The sequence below is a fragment of the Jannaschia marina genome (genome assembly GCF_013404595.1).
Classification (GTDB): domain Bacteria; phylum Pseudomonadota; class Alphaproteobacteria; order Rhodobacterales; family Rhodobacteraceae; genus Jannaschia; species Jannaschia marina.
In genome coordinates, this window is record NZ_JABVAX010000009.1 from 60,001 (window position 1) to 77,062 (window position 17,062).

General features: G+C 65.1%; 14 protein-coding genes, 1 tRNA gene, 2 rRNA genes and 1 pseudogene. 7 read left to right on the plus strand and 11 right to left on the minus strand.

Annotated elements, in window-relative coordinates; genetic code table 11:
* Positions 1 to 117 precede the first annotated feature (117 nt).
* The 3 genes from HSX43_RS14495 (at position 118) to HSX43_RS14505 (ending at position 3,472) form a co-directional block, all read left to right on the plus strand.
* A 23S ribosomal RNA gene (locus tag HSX43_RS14495) occupies positions 118 to 2,947 on the plus strand.
* A gap of 209 nt (positions 2,948 to 3,156) precedes the next feature.
* Positions 3,157 to 3,271: ribosomal RNA gene (rrf, locus tag HSX43_RS14500) — 5S ribosomal RNA — on the plus strand.
* A 124-nt stretch (positions 3,272 to 3,395) separates the two neighbouring features.
* A tRNA-Met gene (locus HSX43_RS14505) sits at positions 3,396 to 3,472 on the plus strand.
* Between the two features lie 256 nt (positions 3,473 to 3,728).
* On the opposite strand, the pseudogene HSX43_RS20070 reads toward HSX43_RS14505, so the two are convergent.
* A pseudogene (locus tag HSX43_RS20070) lies at positions 3,729 to 3,857 on the minus strand (transposase); the annotation flags it as partial.
* A gap of 185 nt (positions 3,858 to 4,042) precedes the next feature.
* Between HSX43_RS20070 and HSX43_RS14515 the strand changes: the two are divergent.
* Positions 4,043 to 5,059, plus strand: coding sequence for a TRAP transporter substrate-binding protein (locus HSX43_RS14515; protein ID WP_179380861.1), 1,017 nt, complete (start codon positions 4,043 to 4,045; stop codon positions 5,057 to 5,059).
* A 73-nt stretch (positions 5,060 to 5,132) separates the two neighbouring features.
* Here the strand turns inward: HSX43_RS14515 and rsmD are convergent, their stop codons facing one another.
* Both rsmD and HSX43_RS14525 read right to left on the minus strand, forming a co-directional pair.
* On the minus strand, positions 5,133 to 5,675 hold the full coding sequence (gene rsmD, locus HSX43_RS14520; RefSeq protein WP_179380862.1) for a 16S rRNA (guanine(966)-N(2))-methyltransferase RsmD: 543 nt from the start codon (positions 5,673 to 5,675) through the stop codon (positions 5,133 to 5,135).
* A gap of 10 nt (positions 5,676 to 5,685) precedes the next feature.
* The gene (locus tag HSX43_RS14525) at positions 5,686 to 6,882 is read right to left on the minus strand and encodes an NAD(P)/FAD-dependent oxidoreductase (protein ID WP_179380863.1); all 1,197 of its coding nucleotides are present in this window, start codon (positions 6,880 to 6,882) and stop codon (positions 5,686 to 5,688) included.
* Positions 6,883 to 6,957: 75 nt separating this feature from the next.
* Between HSX43_RS14525 and HSX43_RS14530 the strand changes: the two genes are divergently transcribed.
* Positions 6,958 to 7,446, plus strand: coding sequence for a peroxiredoxin (locus tag HSX43_RS14530; protein WP_179380864.1), 489 nt, complete (start codon positions 6,958 to 6,960; stop codon positions 7,444 to 7,446).
* Positions 7,447 to 7,510: 64 nt separating this feature from the next.
* On the opposite strand, the gene HSX43_RS14535 is transcribed toward HSX43_RS14530, so the two are convergent.
* Positions 7,511 to 7,933 (minus strand): Lrp/AsnC family transcriptional regulator, encoded by a 423-nt coding sequence (locus tag HSX43_RS14535; protein WP_179380865.1) that lies wholly within the window; start codon positions 7,931 to 7,933, stop codon positions 7,511 to 7,513.
* 115 nt (positions 7,934 to 8,048) lie between these two features.
* Here HSX43_RS14535 and rocF point away from each other — a divergent pair, with 115 nt between their 5' ends.
* Together rocF and HSX43_RS14545 are read left to right on the plus strand one after the other, a co-directional pair.
* Complete coding sequence (rocF, locus tag HSX43_RS14540; RefSeq protein ID WP_179380866.1) at positions 8,049 to 8,978, plus strand: arginase; 930 nt, start codon at positions 8,049 to 8,051, stop codon at positions 8,976 to 8,978.
* Positions 8,975 to 10,051 carry an ornithine cyclodeaminase gene (locus tag HSX43_RS14545; RefSeq protein WP_328795411.1) on the plus strand — a complete coding sequence of 359 codons (1,077 nt, stop codon included), beginning with the start codon at positions 8,975 to 8,977 and terminating at the stop codon, positions 10,049 to 10,051. The genes rocF and HSX43_RS14545 overlap by 4 nt, the downstream gene beginning before the upstream one ends.
* A 173-nt stretch (positions 10,052 to 10,224) precedes the next feature.
* On the opposite strand, the gene HSX43_RS14550 is transcribed toward HSX43_RS14545, so the two are convergent.
* From HSX43_RS14550 to HSX43_RS14580, 7 genes are all read right to left on the minus strand, one after another.
* Positions 10,225 to 11,082: a mechanosensitive ion channel family protein gene (locus HSX43_RS14550; RefSeq protein ID WP_179380867.1), complete on the minus strand. Its 858-nt coding sequence runs from the start codon at positions 11,080 to 11,082 to the stop codon at positions 10,225 to 10,227.
* A 7-nt stretch (positions 11,083 to 11,089) separates the two neighbouring features.
* The gene (locus tag HSX43_RS14555) at positions 11,090 to 11,335 is read right to left on the minus strand and encodes a 4a-hydroxytetrahydrobiopterin dehydratase (RefSeq protein WP_179380868.1); all 246 of its coding nucleotides are present in this window, start codon (positions 11,333 to 11,335) and stop codon (positions 11,090 to 11,092) included.
* The gene (locus HSX43_RS14560) at positions 11,332 to 12,519 is read right to left on the minus strand and encodes a GNAT family N-acetyltransferase (RefSeq protein WP_179380869.1); all 1,188 of its coding nucleotides are present in this window, start codon (positions 12,517 to 12,519) and stop codon (positions 11,332 to 11,334) included. Before HSX43_RS14560 ends, HSX43_RS14555 begins: the two co-directional genes overlap by 4 nt.
* 25 nt (positions 12,520 to 12,544) lie before the next feature.
* Complete coding sequence (locus HSX43_RS14565; RefSeq protein WP_179380870.1) at positions 12,545 to 13,297, minus strand: glycerophosphodiester phosphodiesterase family protein; 753 nt, start codon at positions 13,295 to 13,297, stop codon at positions 12,545 to 12,547.
* Positions 13,297 to 13,749: a RidA family protein gene (locus HSX43_RS14570; protein ID WP_179380871.1), complete on the minus strand. Its 453-nt coding sequence runs from the start codon at positions 13,747 to 13,749 to the stop codon at positions 13,297 to 13,299. The genes HSX43_RS14565 and HSX43_RS14570 overlap by 1 nt, the downstream gene beginning before the upstream one ends.
* Positions 13,750 to 13,850: 101 nt before the next feature.
* On the minus strand, positions 13,851 to 15,116 hold the full coding sequence (locus tag HSX43_RS14575; protein ID WP_235962673.1) for an HlyD family type I secretion periplasmic adaptor subunit: 1,266 nt from the start codon (positions 15,114 to 15,116) through the stop codon (positions 13,851 to 13,853).
* A 95-nt stretch (positions 15,117 to 15,211) separates the two neighbouring features.
* A complete protein-coding gene (locus HSX43_RS14580; RefSeq protein WP_179380873.1) occupies positions 15,212 to 16,963 on the minus strand; it encodes a type I secretion system permease/ATPase in 1,752 nt (583 codons plus the stop codon).
* Positions 16,964 to 17,062 lie beyond the last annotated feature (99 nt).

Below are 17,062 nucleotides of genomic sequence, written 5' to 3' on the forward strand. Positions count from 1 at the left end.
CTTCACGAACCAGGAGGGGTGGAGTTGGAAAGTATGCTTTTGGTCCGTCTTGCCCCGCAAGGTAGGGGCGAGGCCTTGAGAGGAAGATCCGGCGCGAGCCAGTCTTCTTCTGGATCAAATCAAGCGCGAGAAGGGCGTTTGGTGGATGCCTTGGCAGCAAGAGGCGATGAAGGACGTGATACTCTGCGATAAGCTCTGGGGAGCCGAGAATAGGCTTTGATCCAGGGATCTCCGAATGGGGCAACCCACCTGAACGTGTTCTGATATGATCTTCGATCGTTATCAGGGTGCGTAACCAGGTATTCTTGACCTGAATACATAGGGTTTAGAAAGCAAACCCGGGGAACTGAAACATCTAAGTACCCGGAGGAAAGGAAATCAATTGATACTCCCCTAGTAGCGGCGAGCGAACGGGGACCAGCCGAGCCTGATAAGTGATCAGAAGGACCTGGGAAGGTCCGCCAGAGTGGGTGACAGCCCCGTATGAGAAGCTTTGAGGGACGTATTAAGTAGGGCGGGACACGTGAAATCCTGTCTGAAGATCGGAGGACCACCTTCGAAGGCTAAGTACTCCTTGCTGACCGATAGCGAACCAGTACCGTGAGGGAAAGGTGAAAAGCACCCCGACGAGGGGAGTGAAACAGTACCTGAAACCGGACGCCTACAAGCAGTGGGAGGGCCCTTGAGGCCTGACCGCGTACCTTTTGTATAATGGGTCATCGACTTGGTCTTACGAGCAAGCTTAAGCCGATAGGTGTAGGCGCAGCGAAAGCGAGTCTTAATAGGGCGTTTTAGTTCGTGGGATCAGACCCGAAACCGAGTGATCTAGGCATGACCAGGTTGAAGGTTGGGTAACACCAACTGGAGGACCGAACCCACACCTGTTGAAAAAGGTCGGGATGAGTTGTGCCTAGGGGTGAAAGGCCAATCAAACTCGGAGATAGCTGGTTCTCCGCGAAATCTATTTAGGTAGAGCGTCATCCGAATACCCCGGGGGGTAGAGCACTGGATGGGTAATGGGGCCCCACAGGCTTACTGATCCTAACCAAACTCCGAATACCCGGGAGTACTAGATGGCAGACACACGGCGAATGCTAACGTCCGTCGTGAAGAGGGAAACAACCCTGACCTCCGGCTAAGGCCCCTAATTCATGGCTAAGTGGGAAAGCAGGTGGGACGACCAAAACAACCAGGAGGTTGGCTTAGAAGCAGCCATCCTTTAAAGATAGCGTAACAGCTCACTGGTCTAAACAAGTTGTCCTGCGGCGAAGATGTAACGGGGCTCAAGCCATGAGCCGAAGCCGAGGATGCACATAGTGCATGGTAGCGGAGCGTAGTGTGACATAGCTCTTTGCTTCTTTGGCACCTCTCGGGGTGCCCTGGAAGCGTGGAGCTTTCGATGAAGCCCGGGCGTGAGCCATCGGGTGGAGAGATCACTAGCGAGAATGATGACATGAGTAGCGACAAACAGGGTGAGAGACCCTGTCGCCGAAAGTCCAAGGGTTCCTGCTTAAAGCTAATCTGAGCAGGGTAAGCCGACCCCTAAGGCGAGGCCGAAAGGCGTAGTCGATGGGAACCGGGTTAATATTCCCGGGCCAGTGAGAAGTGACGGATCGCAGGTGTTGTTCATCCTTATCGGATTGGATGGGCAGCTGAGCGGTTCCTGGAAATAGCCTCACATGAGATCGTACCCGAAACCGACACAGGTGGACTGGTAGAGAATACCAAGGCGCTTGAGAGAACGATGTTGAAGGAACTCGGCAAAATACCTCCGTAAGTTCGCGAGAAGGAGGCCCGGTTCCTAGGCAACTAGGGGCTGGGGGCACAAACCAGGGGGTGGCGACTGTTTACTAAAAACACAGGGCTCTGCGAAGTCGCAAGACGACGTATAGGGTCTGACGCCTGCCCGGTGCCTGAAGGTTAAAAGGAGGAGTGCAAGCTCTGAATTGAAGCCCAGGTAAACGGCGGCCGTAACTATAACGGTCCTAAGGTAGCGAAATTCCTTGTCGGGTAAGTTCCGACCTGCACGAATGGCGTAACGACTTCCCCGCTGTCTCCAACATCGACTCAGCGAAATTGAATTACCTGTCAAGATGCAGGTTACCCGCGGTTAGACGGAAAGACCCCGTGCACCTTTACTACAGCTTCAGACTGGTATCAGGCCAGGCATGTGCAGGATAGGTGGTAGGCTTCGAAGCGTGAACGCCAGTTTGCGTGGAGCCTTCCTTGAGATACCACCCTTGCCTCGCTTGATATCTAACCGCGGTCCGTCATCCGGATCCGGGACCCTCTGTGGCGGGTAGTTTGACTGGGGCGGTCGCCTCCTAAAGAGTAACGGAGGCGCGCGAAGGTTGGCTCAGAGCGGTCGGACATCGCTCGTTGAGTGCAATGGCAGAAGCCAGCCTGACTGCGAGACTGACAAGTCGAGCAGAGTCGAAAGACGGCCATAGTGATCCGGTGGTCCCAAGTGGGAGGGCCATCGCTCAACGGATAAAAGGTACGCCGGGGATAACAGGCTGATGATGCCCAAGAGTCCATATCGACGGCATCGTTTGGCACCTCGATGTCGGCTCATCTCATCCTGGGGCTGGAGCAGGTCCCAAGGGTACGGCTGTTCGCCGTTTAAAGAGGTACGTGAGCTGGGTTTAGAACGTCGTGAGACAGTTCGGTCCCTATCTTCCGTGGGTGTAGGATACTTGAGAGGAGTTGCCCCTAGTACGAGAGGACCGGGGTGAACGATCCACTGGTGGACCAGTTGTCATGCCAATGGCAATGCTGGGTAGCTATGATCGGACAGGATAACCGCTGAAGGCATCTAAGCGGGAAGCCCCCCTCAAAACAAGGTATCCCTGAGGACCGTGGCAGACCACCACGTCGATAGGCCGGAGATGTAAGCGCAGCAATGCGTTCAGTTGACCGGTACTAATTGTCCGATAGGCTTGATTTGATCCAGTAGCAGACTGGCTCCGGCGTGCCCGCGAGGCGCACGCCATGCAAGATCAAGAGCATACACACCACACTCAGATGCTTGGCTTGGAAACCGATGTGACATCCCGGCGCGTAAAGCGGCCAGCGGGTGGGACCGCGCCCTTCTTCGAAGGACGCTCATCCCACTCCGGACCTCGCTTTGCGAGGCCGGTGGGTGTGTTTGTTCGGTTTGGTGGTCATAGCGCAAGCAAAACACCCGGTCCCATCCCGAACCCGGCCGTTAAGTGCTGTAGCGCCGATGGTACTGCGTCTTAAGGCGTGGGAGAGTAGGTCACCGCCAAACCTAACAAACACACCCGATATCTCTCGAAAAACGATGACAAGACACCGCGCTCAAACCACCCTCCGGGCGGGAGCGCAAAACACAGCGCTCAAGCAGCCCCTCCGGGCGGTAGCGCAAAAAGTGTCGCGGGATGGAGCAGCTCGGTAGCTCGTCAGGCTCATAACCTGAAGGTCGTAGGTTCAAATCCTACTCCCGCAACCAACTCCATGAAGTGGTCCCAGAAAACTGGACAGTCGGCGGGCGTTGGAATTTGCGGGTTTACTGCCACCCAACATATCCTTGATTTTTGGTAACGCCTCACGAAGCACGATGATGCGCAGGGTGCCGGCGCGGGTCTGCTATTGGCAAAATTCACGCTGACTGACCGACGCGACGACAGCCCGTCAGAACCCATTCTTCCCAAGGCTACACAGCACGCAACGCGCCTATGAGACGTACCGTCGAGGGGGAACTCCAACTCCAGGCGGTAAGCGCGATCCACGACACCACAATGCGGGCAGACCGGACAATCCGTCCAAAGCATATCTTCGATGTGCGCGAACGCGGCTGCTTCATCATGCATGTAGAGGGCGGACGGAACAGACATTGCGAAGACCTAATAACATTTTGAATTGAATATAGATTCACTCTCTGGGTTTGGGAGGTATAAAATTACATAGAGATCGCTCGCCCAAACGGCGAAATTTGCGAGTCATTCTCAATTATTCGCTTGGCAGGGGGCTTCCGTGGTGGTAGGTAAGCAACCCTGACGCAATATCTGGGGGACTTGTTATGTCCATCCTTCGCACTCTTTCCGTCACTCTGGTTCTCGCGGCCCCCGCCGCCGCGCAGGAGGTCACGCTGCGGTTCCAGCACTTCGTGAACCCGAATTCGGCCAATCCGAAGTACTTCATGCAGCCCTGGGCCGAGGCCATCGAGGAGCAGTCGAACGGCCGCATCAAGGTGGAGCTCTACCCCTTCATGCAGCTCGGCGGCTCGCCGGTGAACCAGTACGACCTGATCGCCGACGGGGCCATCGACGGCGGCTGGGTCATTCCCGGTTATCAGCCCGGCCGTTTCCCCGAGCTCGAGGCGCTGGAACTGCCGTTCATGACGCCGAAGTCGGCTGCCGTTTCCTCGGTCGGGGCATGGGAATTCACCGAAAAGCATCTCCTCGACGACTTCGAGGACGTGCATGTCATCGCCGCACACCTGCACGGGCGCGGGATCATCCACAAGACGGGTGACCCGATCGAGACGCTCGCCGATTTCGAGGGGCTCAATCTACGCGGCCCGTCGCGCCCGGCGACGCTCCTTCTCGAGAAACTCGGCGCGAACCCCGTGGGCATGCCCCTGCCGGCCTTCCCGGAGTCGCTGGCCAAGGGGGTCATCGAAGGCGGCGTCGTCCCGTGGGAGCAGGTGCCGCCGCTTAAACTCGACGAGCTGACCGGGACGCACACGGACGTCGCGGGCGACAATTCGCTCTACAATCTCTATTTCCTTTGGGCGATAAACAAGGACGTCTACGAGGGCCTGCCCGACGATCTGAAGGCGGTGATCGACGCCAACTCCGGGGCCATGGCCGCCGAATGGATCGGACGCGCGCACGACCGGGGCGACGACGAGGCCGAGGCGCAGGTGGGCGAGACGACGGACAATCCGATCACCACGCTCTCGGCCGAGGTCACCGCCGAGATCGAGGCGCTCGGAGCCGAGGTCACCGAAGCCTGGATCGTCGAGATGACGGAGCGCGGTTTCGACGGCGCGGGCCTCGTGGCAGACGTTCGCGCCGCGATGGCGCGGGAGTGAGGCGAGGGGCCAGCCCCTCGCGCTCCCCGGAGTATTGCCGGCAGGAAGATGGGGCGGCCGCGGTCGCCCCGTTTCATGCGCGGGCCAGGGTGACGAGCGTGTCGCCGTAGCGCCGCTGATCCTCGAGCGTCAGCCCGTCGAGCCGGGGCGGGCTGCTCTCTTCCCAGACGAGAAGCGCATCCGGCGCGATCCAGCCGTTCGCCTGCAGGGCTGCGATGGCCGCTTCGCCGAGACCCTTGCCATAGGGTGGGTCGAGGAAAACCAGATCGTGTGCCGTGCCCGGGCCGGCTCGGCGGGCGTCGCGGGCAAGGATGCGAGCCTCCGCGCCCAGAAGGTCGATGTTCTCGCGCAGGAGCGCGAGCGACTTGCGCCCCTGCTCGATGAAGGTGGCCGCGGCGGCTCCACGGCTCAGCGCCTCCAGCCCGAGCGCGCCGGTGCCCGCGAAGACGTCGAGGACGCGCGCCCCGTCGAGGTCATCCGCGTAGCCGCCGTTCGTCAGGAGGTTGAAGATGCTTTCGCGCACCCGATCGGTCGTAGGGCGCAGGTGCGCGCCCGCATCGCCCTTGCCGAGGGCCGCCAGCCGCCGCCCGCGCCAGATACCCCCGACGATCCTCACCGAGCGTGGCTCACATCAGGCTCTTGACCGGGGCGGTGCCATCCGCCACCGCCGCCTTGTCGGGCGAACGGCGGGCCTCGATGAGCCGCTTGCCCACCATGTAGGCCCGCGCGTCGTTCATCGCGTCGACCGCCAGGAGCCTGTCGCCCGCGAAGTACCAGTGCGAGCGGCCGTCGCCGTCGCGCACGACGATATCGTCGAAGCCTGCGTTCAGCCCAGCGATCTGAAGCTTCACGTCGTATTGGTCGGACCAGAACCAGGGCCGCGGCACGTAGTCCTCCTCCGCGCCCATAAGGTTGCGGGCGACGACCTCGGCCATGTCGATCGCGTTCGGCACCGACTCGAGCCGCGCGCGCGCGTCGCCCACCGGGAATGAGGCGCAGTCTCCGGCGGCCCAGATGCCGGGCGCGGAGGTGCGGCCCCGCGCGTCGACCGCGATGCCGTCGTCGATCGTCAGGCCCGCGGCGTCGGCCAGCGTGGTCTCGGGCCGCGCGCCGATCCCGGCGATCACGAGGTCGACCGGCAGCTCCGTGCCGTCGGTCAGCCGCGCGCCCTCGATCCGGCCATCGCCCAGCAGCGTGTCGAGCCCGACGCCCTCGCGGATATCGACGCCGTGCTCACGGTGCAGCGCACGGAACCAGTCGGCCGTCGGCTTGCAGGCGACCCGGCCCAGCAGGCGGACGTTCAGTTCCACCAGCACAACCTCGAGCCCGATCTTGCGGGCAACCGCGGCCGCCTCGAGCCCGATGTAGCCGCCACCGACCACGAGCATCCGCTTGCCGGCCACCATCTCGGGCCGCAACCGGTCGATGTCGGCAAGGGTCCGGATCACGTGGGTGCCGGGCAGCCCGCCGGTGCAGCGGTCGGGCAGGGTGTTCGGGGTGGAACCGGTCGCGAGGACGGCGGCGTCGAAGACTTCCGTGCCATCCGCGTGCGTGAGCGTCATCGCGGCCGGGTCGAGCGCGTCGATCCGCGTGCCGAGACGCAGCTCCACATTCTGCGTGTCATAGAAGGATCGGGGCCGCAGCTGCAGTCGCTCGCGCTCCATCTCGCCCAAGAGATAGGCTTTGGAGAGCGGCGGGCGCTGATAGGGGAGCGCGTCCTCCGCGCCCCAGAGCGTCAACCGGCCGGCATACCCCTGCTTGCGCAGCGTCTCGACCAGCGTGGCCCCGGCCTGCCCGGCCCCGATGACGGCGATGTGATCCATTGCGGTCCTCACTGGTAGCGTGTTCGCCGCAGAGCTATATCTCTGCGCGTTGAACTTCAAACGCGAGGACGCGACATGGCCCTTTCCACCGGTGACACCCTGCCCGATGCCGACCTGATCCGCCTGGGGGCCGAGGGCCCCGAGACGGTTTCCCTGAAGGAGATCGGGGCCGGCAAGACCATCGCGCTCTTCGCCGTGCCAGGGGCCTATACGCCCACCTGTTCCTCGGCCCACGTGCCGAGCTTCATCCGCACCAAGGGCGACTTCGCGGCGAAGGGCGTGGATACGATCGTCTGCGTCTCGGTCAACGACCCCTTCGTGATGAAGGCCTGGGGCGAGGCGACGGGCGCGGCCGAGGCGGGGCTTCACATGCTGGCCGATGCGGACGGATCCTTCACCAAGGCCATCGGCATGGATTTCACCGCGCCGCCCGCGGGCCTCATCGGGCGGTCGAAACGCTATGCGATGCTTGTGGAGGACGGCACCGTCAAGGCGCTGCACGTCGAGGAGAGCCCGGGCGTCTGCGAGACCTCGGCCGGTGAGTCGCTCCTGGCGGAGCTCTGATCCGAAGCCGCCGGGGGCGTCGCGCCCCCGGACCCCCGCGGAGTATTTTCGAAGCGAAGAAGGGTCAGCCGCGGCGGGTCGAGAGATAGAGGTTCGTCTCCGAGCGCGAGATGCCGTCGATCCGGCGGATCCGGTTGAGCGTCACGTCGAGCGTCTCGAGCGTGTCCGCTCCGAGTTCGGCCACGAGATCCCAGCGACCATGGGTCGAATGGACGGCCTCCACCTCGGGCATCTTGGCGATCGTGCGCAGGACGCGGTCGGCCCCGGTGCCCTCGATCTCGATCAGGATGATGCCGCGCACGGGCCGGTCGGCCAGGTCGGACTTCAGCACGGCGCGAAAGCCCAGCAGTTCCCCCGCCTCGCGCAGCCGCGTCATGCGGGCGCGCACGGTGGCCCGCGTCACCCCGAGGGTCGCGGCCAGGGTCGAGACGCTGGCCCGTCCGTCGCGCGACAGCAGCGCCAGCAGGCGGTGATCCGTATGGTCCATATTGCTCACCCTTTTTGCCCAAAACGGGCGATCAATCGCCCGTTTCGATCACTTAGCCATCTTCTCGCGCCGGGGCGAGAATGATCTTCTACCTGCAATCGAAAACGGAGGCTCCATGACCCGACAGATCACCCTCATCGGCGCGCCGGTTCAGACCGGGGCCTGGCGTCGCGGTTGCCTGATGGGTCCCGACGCGCTCCGCACCGCCGGGCTCGACAGGGCGCTCGCGGACCTCGGTCATACCGTCGTCGATGCGGGCGACGTCACGCCCGAGGCCGTCACCGTGCCCGCGCCGGCGAACCCGGCGATCCGCGATCTCGACCTCTGCGCGGGCTGGGTGCGCGCGTTGCAGGCCGCGGGCGATCTCGGCCCCGAGACCACGCCGATCTTCATGGGCGGCGATCACCTCATGGCGGCAGGCACCGTGCCCGCCATGGCGAAGCGCGCCCAGAGCGCGGGCCGCCCGCTCTTCGTGCTCTGGCTCGACGCGCACAGCGACATCCATGACTTCGAGACCACGGAGACGGGCAACCTCCACGGCACGCCCGTGGCCTATTTCACCGGTCTCTCGGAGTTCACGCCGCAGTTCCCGGAGCTGCCTGCGAAGGTCGATCCGGCGAACATCTGCATGATCGGCCTGCGCTCGGTCGATCCGGCCGAGAAGGCGGCGCTCGCGCGCACCGACATCCAGGTGGCCGACATGCGCGCCATTGACGAACACGGGATCGCAGCCCCCCTGCGCACCTTCCTGCAGAAGGTCGAAGCGGCGGGTGGTGACCTCCACGTCAGTTTCGACGTCGACTTCCTGGAGCCCGACATCGCCCCCGCCGTGGGAACCACCGTGCCCGGCGGCGCGACCTTCCGGGAGGCGCATCTGGTCATGGAATACCTGCACGATTCGGGCCTCGTGACCTCGCTCGACATCGCCGAGCTGAACCCCTTCATGGACGATCGCGGCAAGACGGCCCGCCTGATGGTGGATTTCGTCGCCTCCCTCTTCGGGAAGGCCGTGCTCGACCGCCCCACACGGAGCCGCTGGACATGAACGACATGACTCAGACTTCGGGCACCCTTGCCCCCTCTCGCATGGCCATGGTGCCGTTCGTGTCGGTCGACGACATGATGCGGATCGTCAATCGCGCGGGCGTGGCCGAGACCATCGCCGCCATCGCCGACCGCATCGAGGCCGACTTCCTGCGATGGGAGAGCTTCGACAAGACGCCCCGCATCCCGGCCCATTCGCCCGACGGCGTGATCGAGCTCATGCCGACGTCCGACGGCGACCGCTACGGCTTCAAGTTCGTCAACTGTCACCCGAAGAACGTGCGCACGGGGCAGCAGACGGTCGTAGCCTTCGGCGTGCTGGCCGACGTGGCGACGGGCTATCCGATCCTCGTCTCGGAGATGACGATCCTGACGGCGCTGCGCACGGCGGCCATGTCGGTGACGGCGGCGAAGTATCTCGCCCCGAAGGACGCGCGGGTCATGGCCGTGATCGGCAGCGGCGCGCAATGCGAATTCCAGAGCCTCGCGTTCCACCACCTGCTCGGCATCGAGGAGGTCCGCCTCTACGATATCGACAGGACGGCAACGGAGAAGGCCGCGCGCAATCTCGCCGGCACAGGCCTGCGTATCGTGCCATGTGCCACCGCCGAGGAGGCCATCGCGGGCGCGCAGATCATCACGACCTGCACCGCCGACAAGCAGATGGCGACGATCCTGACCGACAACATGGTCGGCGCGGGCGTGCACCTGAACGCGATCGGCGGCGACTGCCCGGGCAAAACGGAGCTACACAGCGACATCCTCCTGCGTTCCGACATCTTCGTGGAATACCCCCCGCAGACGCGGGTGGAGGGCGAGATCCAGCAGCTCGACCCCGACCATCCGGTGACCGAGCTCTGGCGCGTCTTCTCCGGGCAGGAGCCGGGGCGACGCTCGGAAAACCAGATCACGCTCTTCGACAGCGTGGGCTTCGCGACCGAGGACTTCAGCGCGCTTTGCCACATCCACGCGGCGGCGCGGGAGACGGGGTTCTTCACCGACCTCGACATGCTGGCCGATCCCGACGATCCGCGGGATCTGTTCGGTATGGTTCAGCGAGCGGGCGGCGTTTAGCGGCGATCGCGCCCCGTTTACAGCGCGCCCGGGAGATGGTCGGGTCAAGCCCGACCATGACGGCGGAGCGAACGGGCCGGTTCCAGTGCTCGTCATCCTCGGGCTCGACCCGAGGATCTCCTGCATTTCTGAGAAGAGACCCGGGTCAGGCCCGGGTATGACACCGTCCCGGCCTACTCGTCCTTCACAAGGTGCACCGTGCGGTTCGGGAAGGGGATTTCCACGCCCGCGCGGTCAAGGGCGAGTTTCACCTCGCGGTTCATGTCCTTCCAGTAGCCGAAGAACTCCGCCCGCGGCACCCAGGCGCGCACGAGGAAGTCCACGCTGGAAGCCCCGAGCTCGGTCACCTTGATCGTCGGCTCGGGCTCGGACAGGAAGCGTGCGTCGCTCGTGATCGTCTCGCGGATCACCCGCTCGACCGTGTCGAGATCGGCGGAGTATCCGACGCCGAACACCCACTCCGCCTGCCGCGTGTCATAGGCCGAGTAGTTGGTGATCGTGTTCCCCCAGACCTCGGAATTGGGGATGATGATCTGCACGTTCCCGATCGACGCAAGCTCGGTGTAGTTGAGGTTGATCGCCTTCACCGTCCCGCTCTCGCCGTTGATGGTGACGAAATCGCCCAGCTTGATCGGCCGGAAGAAGATCAGCATCACGCCCGCGGCGACGTTCGAGAGCGTGCCCTGAAGCGCGAGGCCGACGGCCAGACCGGCGGCACCGATGACGGCGACGAGCGAGGTCGTCTGGATCCCGAAGGTGTTGAGCACGATCAGGAACGACAGGCCGATGATGACGTAGCGCACGATGTTCGACAAAAAGTCGAAGAGCGTCTCGTCGAGGCGCTTGTGCCGTTCGGCAAGGCCCCGGATGCGCCGGGAGACCCAGCCCGCGATGACGAAACCCACGAAGAGGACGAGGATCGCCGAGAGAAGGTTGCCGAAAATTCCCACCAGGAATTCGAGCGAGATGAAATCCCCGACCGAGCGTCCCGCATAGACCTCGGTGGAGAGCAGTTCGTTGATCCAGTCCATTACTCTTTCACATCACATCGTTGATCTTCTGTGCCAGCGCCAGATCCTTCGGCGTCAGCCCCTCGGCGTCATGCGTCGTCAGGGTGATTTCCACAAGGTTCCAGACATTGCGCCAGTCGGGATGATGGTCCGCAGCTTCCGCCAGAAGCGCGACCCGGGACATGAACGCCCAGGCTTCGGAAAAGTTCGCGAATTCGAAGCTGCGGCGGATTTGCTCGCCGTGTCGGGCCCAGCCGTCGGGGATTTCGGTCATTCCTGTTCCTCCATCTGCGTGTTTCTGAACGGACCGTAGGCCGTGAGAACTTCGATGTCCTCCTCCACCGCACGGGCTTCGGCCTCGAGGAACTGCGCGATCGCCCGCCGGAACCCCTCGTTCGGGACGTGGTGGAGGCTGTGGCAGGTGACCGGCAGGTAGCCGCGCGCCAGCTTGTGGTCACCCTGCGCGCCCGCCTCGACCCGGCTTTGGCCGCGCGCGATGGCGTGGTCGATCGCCTGATAGTAGCAAAGCTCGAAATGCAGCATCGGGTGATGCTCCACCGCGCCCCAGTAGCGCCCGTAGAGCACGTCGCGCCCGATGAAGTTGAGCGCGCCCGCCACCGGCACCCCGTCGCGTTCGGCCAGCACGAGAAGCACGTCGTCGCGCATCTCCGCCTGCACCAGATCGAAGAAGTCGCGGGTCAGGTAGGGGCTGCCCCACTTGCGCGCGCCCGTGTCCTGATAGAAGCGCCAGAAGGCCTCCCAGTGGTCGGGGCGCAGATCGTCGCCCGTATAGGCGCGGATCGTCCCGCCGAAGTCCTGCGCGACCCTGCGCTCCCGCCGGATGACCTTGCGCTTGCGCGAGGACAGGGCGGAGAGGAAGTCGTCGAAACTGCCGTAGCCGTCGTTGAACCAGTGATATTGCTGGCTTGACCGTTCCATGAGGCCAAGCTCCACGCCGGCCCCGCGCTCGTCCCCCGTGCAGAAGGTGACATGCAGCGACGACAGGCCGTTTCGCTCGGTCAGCTGAACCGCACCCTGCACCAGCGCCTGGAATCCAAGTTCTTCATGCCCGGGCCGGAGCAGGAAGCGCCGTCCCGTGGCCGGCGTGAAGGGCACCGCGAGCTGCAGCTTCGGGTAGTAGTCGCCGCCTGCGCGCTCGTAGGCATGGGCCCAGTTGTGATCGAAGATGTATTCGCCCTGACTGTGCCCCTTGGCGTAGAGCGGCGCGCAGGCGATCACCTCGCCGCCCGCGCGCGCCGTCAGATACTGGGGATGCCACCCGGTTCCCGGTCCGACGCTGCCCGAGCGTTCGAGCGCCGAGAGGAAGCGATGGGTGGTGAAGGGGTCGTTCGGCGGCCCGCCGTCTTCCGCCTCCGGGCAGGCGCAGGCGTCCCAGACGGCGGGGTCGATCTCCGACAGGCTGGGCAGGACGTGCAGTTCGATCTCGGTCGCGGTCATGGGGGTCAGTTGGGGCCCGGCGGCGTCAGGGCAAGTAGCTTTCGAAGGTCACCGCATCCGCGATTTGCCGCACGATCCGCTCCTGCTCCCTGGTCCGGATCGTCCAGCACAGGATTGCGGCTCCCGCGGCCTTCAGTTCCAGCACCCGGGCCATGTCGAGGGCGTTGCCCTGATGGCTGATGAAGCTGCACCCGAGGGGCTCGAAGTCGGGGATGCCGCGCAGCCTTGCGCGCGTTGCTTCCGGCAGGCCGGGCCAGTGCTTGGCGTCGAAGCGCGCCGTCACGAGGCCGCGGGGCAGATGCGGCGCGCGGTCACGGAAGCAGGCGACGGAATGGGGGTTGAACGACATCACCGCCACATCGCCCGCATAACCGTCGAGCGCCGCGATCACGGCATCTTCGAGTGGGCCGACGTTCGGGCCCATCGCGCCGTCCTGATCCTTCACCTCGATCAGGAGCGGTACGCGCCCGGCGACGAGGTCGAGCGCCTCCCCGAGGCGCGGGATGCCCCCCGTCCCGCCTGTGAGCGCGATGCCCGCCAATGCCTTCGCGTCCCGTTCGGCCACCGGCCCCGCCTCGCCCGTCAGCCGGTCGAGGACATCGTCGTGAAACGTCATCGCCGCGCCGTCGGCGGACGGCTGGATATCGAGTTCGATGCCCACACCGATCTCGACCGCCGCCGCATAGGCCGCGAGCGAGTTCTCGGGCACGCCCGGTCCGTGCAGGCCGCGATGCGCGATGTGTCCCTTCAGGAAGGCGGGGGGAAGTGCCGGGCCCATCATCGGACGCGGAAGATTCCCTCGATCTCGACCGCCACGCCGAAGGGCAGGATCGCGCCCACGGCCGAGCGCGAATGCCGCCCCCGGTCGCCCAGGGCTTCGACGAGGAAGTCCGAGGCTCCGTTGATGACCTTGGGCTGATCGCCGAAGTCGGGCGTGCAGTTCACGAAACCGGTCAGCTTGACGACCTGCTCCAGCGCCTCGATGTCGCCGGTCGCGGCCTTGACCTGCGCCAGCAGGCTGATCGCGCAGGCCCGCGCCGCCGCGGCCCCCGCTTCGACGTCCATGTCGTCGCCGAGCCGCCCGGTGATGAGGCCGTCCGGCCCGCTGGAAATCTGCCCCGACACGAACAGAAGGTCGCCCGAGCGCACCGCGGGCACGTAGTTCGCGGCCGGGGCGGGGGCGTCGGGCAGGGTGACGCCGAGCTCGGCCAGGCGATCGGTGATGGACATGGGGCTCCTCCGGTCTGATCCCGGCGAAGCTGGCACGCCCCGCCGAGGATGAAAAGAACCCCGATGCCCATACGCCGATGCGCAACCGCGCAGTTGCGATCCTACCCTTCGCGCAGCGCGCGGTTGAAGTAATCCGTCAGCGGCTTCACCAGATAGCCGAGCGGCGTCCGGTCCTCGGTGCGCAGGTAGGCCTCCACCGGCATCCCCGGCAGGAGCGGCTGATCGCCCAGACGATCCACCTCGCCCTCGTTCGGCAAGACCTCGGCCTGATAGTAGGTCGTGCCCGTTCCTTCGTCGGTGAAGGCGTCGGGAGAGACGCGGATGATCTCGCCGAAGAGTTCGGGCGTGGTGCGCGCGTCGAAGGTCGGCAGTCGCAGCGTCACGGGCTGCCCGGGATAGACCTGGTCGATGTGGATCGGATCGACCTGCGTCTGGATCACGAGCGGCCGGTCCTGCGGCACGAGGAAGAGCACCGGATCGGCCGGCCGGATCACGGAACGTTCGGCGAAGACCTGCATGTCGTAGACGACGCCATCCACCGGAGCCGTCACGTCGAGGCGCGACATCTGCTCGCGGATCGCGCGGTACTGTTCGGCCAGTTCGATCTGCCGGAACGACAGGTCGCGCAGCTCGGTGATCGCGGTCTCGCGCATTTGCGTGCCGAGTTTCAGAATCTCCAACTCGATCTCCGTCGCGCGGCCCTCGAGTTCGGCCACCGAGGCCTCGAACTCGCCGACCCGCCCCAGCAGCGCGGCCTCCTCCCGTTGCAGGGCCAGGACGCGCGGGGCCTGCGCCAGCCCGCGGTCGAGCAGGCTCCGCTGCGCGTCGAGTTCCTCGCGGATGAACCCCAGCTGCAGCTCCAGCGCCTCGGATTGCGCGCCGATCCCGGTGACCTGCGATGCGATCTGGTCCTTGCGGCGCTCCAGCTGCTCGACCTCGCGCGCACTCGACGCGCGGCGCGCCTCGAAGAGGTTCTGCTGGCCCTGCACCATCTCGGCGACCGAGGGCGCGCGCGCCGCCTCGGCCAGAAGCTCGGGGGGAAAGTCGAGCGTGTCCTCGTCGTCGCGTTCGGCGGCGAGGCGGGCGGCGCGGGCACCGATCTCGTAGAGCTGATCGCGCAGGATGTCGGACTGCGAGCGCAGCGAGATCGGGTCGAGCCGGATCAGCACGTCGCCCGCGTCCACACGGTCGCCCTCGCGCACGAGGATCTCGGTGACCACTCCGCCGTCGGGGTGCTGCACGACCTGCCGGTTGCTCTCGACCGCGACGCGTCCCGTCGAGATGATCGCGCCCGAGATATTGGCCGTGACCGCCCAGGTGCCGAAGCCCCCGAACAGGATCAGAAGCCCGAGGAGGCCGAGGCCCATCGGTCGGCGCACCGACCAGGCCGACGTCTTGGGCGGTGCCGGGTTCGACACGACGGGGCCGGGCGTGGTCGACGCGGGGGCGGCGGGAAGTTTGCTCATGTCACGCCTCCCGGCCGGGCCGGGCCCGACCCGCTGATTTCCGCGTGGTTGCGCACCATGGCCTGCAGCACCTCCTCGCGCGGTCCGAAGGCCTGCCGGACCCCGTCCTTGAGCATCAGCAGCATCTCGCATTCCTGGATGGCCGAGGGCCGGTGCGCGATGATGATCACCGACTTGCCTTCCGCCTTCATCCCCTTGATCGCCTGATTGAGCGCGATCGATCCCTCGTTGTCGAGGTTCGAGTTCGGTTCGTCCAGAACGAGTACGAGCGGATCGCCGAACATCGCACGCGCGAGGCCGATCCGCTGGATCTGCCCGCCCGAGAGCCGGCCGCCCACCGTCGAGACCGGCGTGTCGTAGCCTGCGGGCTGTTCGAGGATCATCTCATGCGCCGCCGCCTTGCGCGCGGCCTCGACGATCTGCGCGGGGTCGGCGTCGGGCTGCAGGCGGGCGATGTTCTCGGCGATCGTTCCGTCGAAGAGCGTCACCGACTGCGGCAGATAGCCGATGTAGCTGCCGAGAACGTCGGGGTCGTATTGGTCGAGCGTCGCGTTATCGAGCCGCATCTTGCCGCCCGCCGGCACCCAGGCCCCGGTGATCGCCTTGGCGAGCGAGGTCTTGCCCGCGCCCGACGGCCCGATCACCCCCATTGCCTGACCCGGCTGCAGAACGAAGGACACGGCGCGCAGCGATGCCTGAGTGGCGCCCGGCGGTATGATGGTCACGTTCTCGCCCACCAGAAGGGCGCGCGGACGGGGCAGGGGCGTGCGCTGCCCCTCGGGCGGGATCTTGTCCAGAAGGTCGATCACGGTCTCGCGTCCCTTGCGCGCGGCGTCGACCAGCTGCCACTGTCCGATCATCATCTCGATCGGCGCGAGCGCCCGGCCAAGCAGGATCGACCCCGCGATCATGGCCCCCGCGGTCAGCTCGTTCTGAAGCACGAGATAGGCCCCGAGGCCCAGCATCGCCGATTGAAGGAAGAGACGCAGGGTCTTCGTCGTCACGGTGAAGAAGCCCGACTTGTCCGAGAACGTCACCGCCTGCGCCAGAGAGACGCCCCGGGCCTTCATCCAGCGCGCGAAGGCCGCGCCGCGCATCCCGAGCGACTGCACGAGCTCCGCCTCGGAGGCGAGTTGCTGCGCGGTCACTTCCGCCCGCGCGGCGGCCCGGCTGTTCTCGGCCATCGGCACCCGCACCGAGACCTGGTTGATGATGGCGAGGAGGACGAGCACCGAGCCACCGCCGATCGCGAGGTAGCCGAGGAAGGGATGCAGGATGAAGATCGCCGCCACGAATAGCGGCGTCCACGGCACGTCCATCAACGCGAGGAAGACGGGAGACGACAGAAGCCGCTGCACGGCTTCCAGGTCGCGCAGGGGGTTGCGCCCGCCCGCGCCGCCCGGTGTCGCGGCCGCCTGCCGCAGATGCGCCGAAAACACTCTCCCGTCGAGGTCCGACTGGAAGCGCGCGCCCACCCGCGCCATCACCCGGCCGCGCACGTAGTCGAGCACGCCCATCATCAGGAAGAGGAAGGTCACGAGGACCGACAGCGCGATCAGCGTCTCCTCCGACCGGGAGCCGAGGACACGGTCGTAGACCTGCAACATGTAGATCGGGCCGGTCAGCATCAGCGCGTTCACGACGGCCGAAAACACGAAGACCATGAGGATCAGGTGGTTCGATTTCGTGCGGATGTCGCGCACTTCCCGCGCGCCGCTATGGCCGAATGGCGATTTGGGAGAACTCATCGAAGGTCCAATACAGTCGTCTGAAAGGCGATCGCGTCAGAACACCACTCGAACCGGCGTCTTGCAACCCTTGGGAAACCCCAAACAAACCGCCTGTCG

Excerpts from the sequence above, each read along its gene's own strand:
- HSX43_RS14515 (WP_179380861.1), top strand. The coding sequence starts at position 4,043 with ATGTCCATCCTTCGCACTCTTTCCGTCACTCTGGTTCTCGCGGCCCCC.
- HSX43_RS14525 (WP_179380863.1), bottom strand. The coding sequence starts at position 6,882 with ATGGATCACATCGCCGTCATCGGGGCCGGGCAGGCCGGGGCCACGCTG.
- HSX43_RS14530 (WP_179380864.1), top strand. The coding sequence starts at position 6,958 with ATGGCCCTTTCCACCGGTGACACCCTGCCCGATGCCGACCTGATCCGC.
- HSX43_RS14535 (WP_179380865.1), bottom strand. The coding sequence starts at position 7,933 with ATGGACCATACGGATCACCGCCTGCTGGCGCTGCTGTCGCGCGACGGA.
- rocF (WP_179380866.1), top strand. The coding sequence starts at position 8,049 with ATGACCCGACAGATCACCCTCATCGGCGCGCCGGTTCAGACCGGGGCC.
- HSX43_RS14545 (WP_328795411.1), top strand. The coding sequence starts at position 8,975 with ATGAACGACATGACTCAGACTTCGGGCACCCTTGCCCCCTCTCGCATG.
- HSX43_RS14550 (WP_179380867.1), bottom strand. The coding sequence starts at position 11,082 with ATGGACTGGATCAACGAACTGCTCTCCACCGAGGTCTATGCGGGACGC.
- HSX43_RS14555 (WP_179380868.1), bottom strand. The coding sequence starts at position 11,335 with ATGACCGAAATCCCCGACGGCTGGGCCCGACACGGCGAGCAAATCCGC.
- HSX43_RS14560 (WP_179380869.1), bottom strand. The coding sequence starts at position 12,519 with ATGACCGCGACCGAGATCGAACTGCACGTCCTGCCCAGCCTGTCGGAG.
- HSX43_RS14565 (WP_179380870.1), bottom strand. The coding sequence starts at position 13,297 with ATGGGCCCGGCACTTCCCCCCGCCTTCCTGAAGGGACACATCGCGCAT.
- HSX43_RS14570 (WP_179380871.1), bottom strand. The coding sequence starts at position 13,749 with ATGTCCATCACCGATCGCCTGGCCGAGCTCGGCGTCACCCTGCCCGAC.
- HSX43_RS14575 (WP_235962673.1), bottom strand. The coding sequence starts at position 15,116 with ATGGGCCTCGGCCTCCTCGGGCTTCTGATCCTGTTCGGGGGCTTCGGC.
- HSX43_RS14580 (WP_179380873.1), bottom strand. The coding sequence starts at position 16,963 with ATGAGTTCTCCCAAATCGCCATTCGGCCATAGCGGCGCGCGGGAAGTG.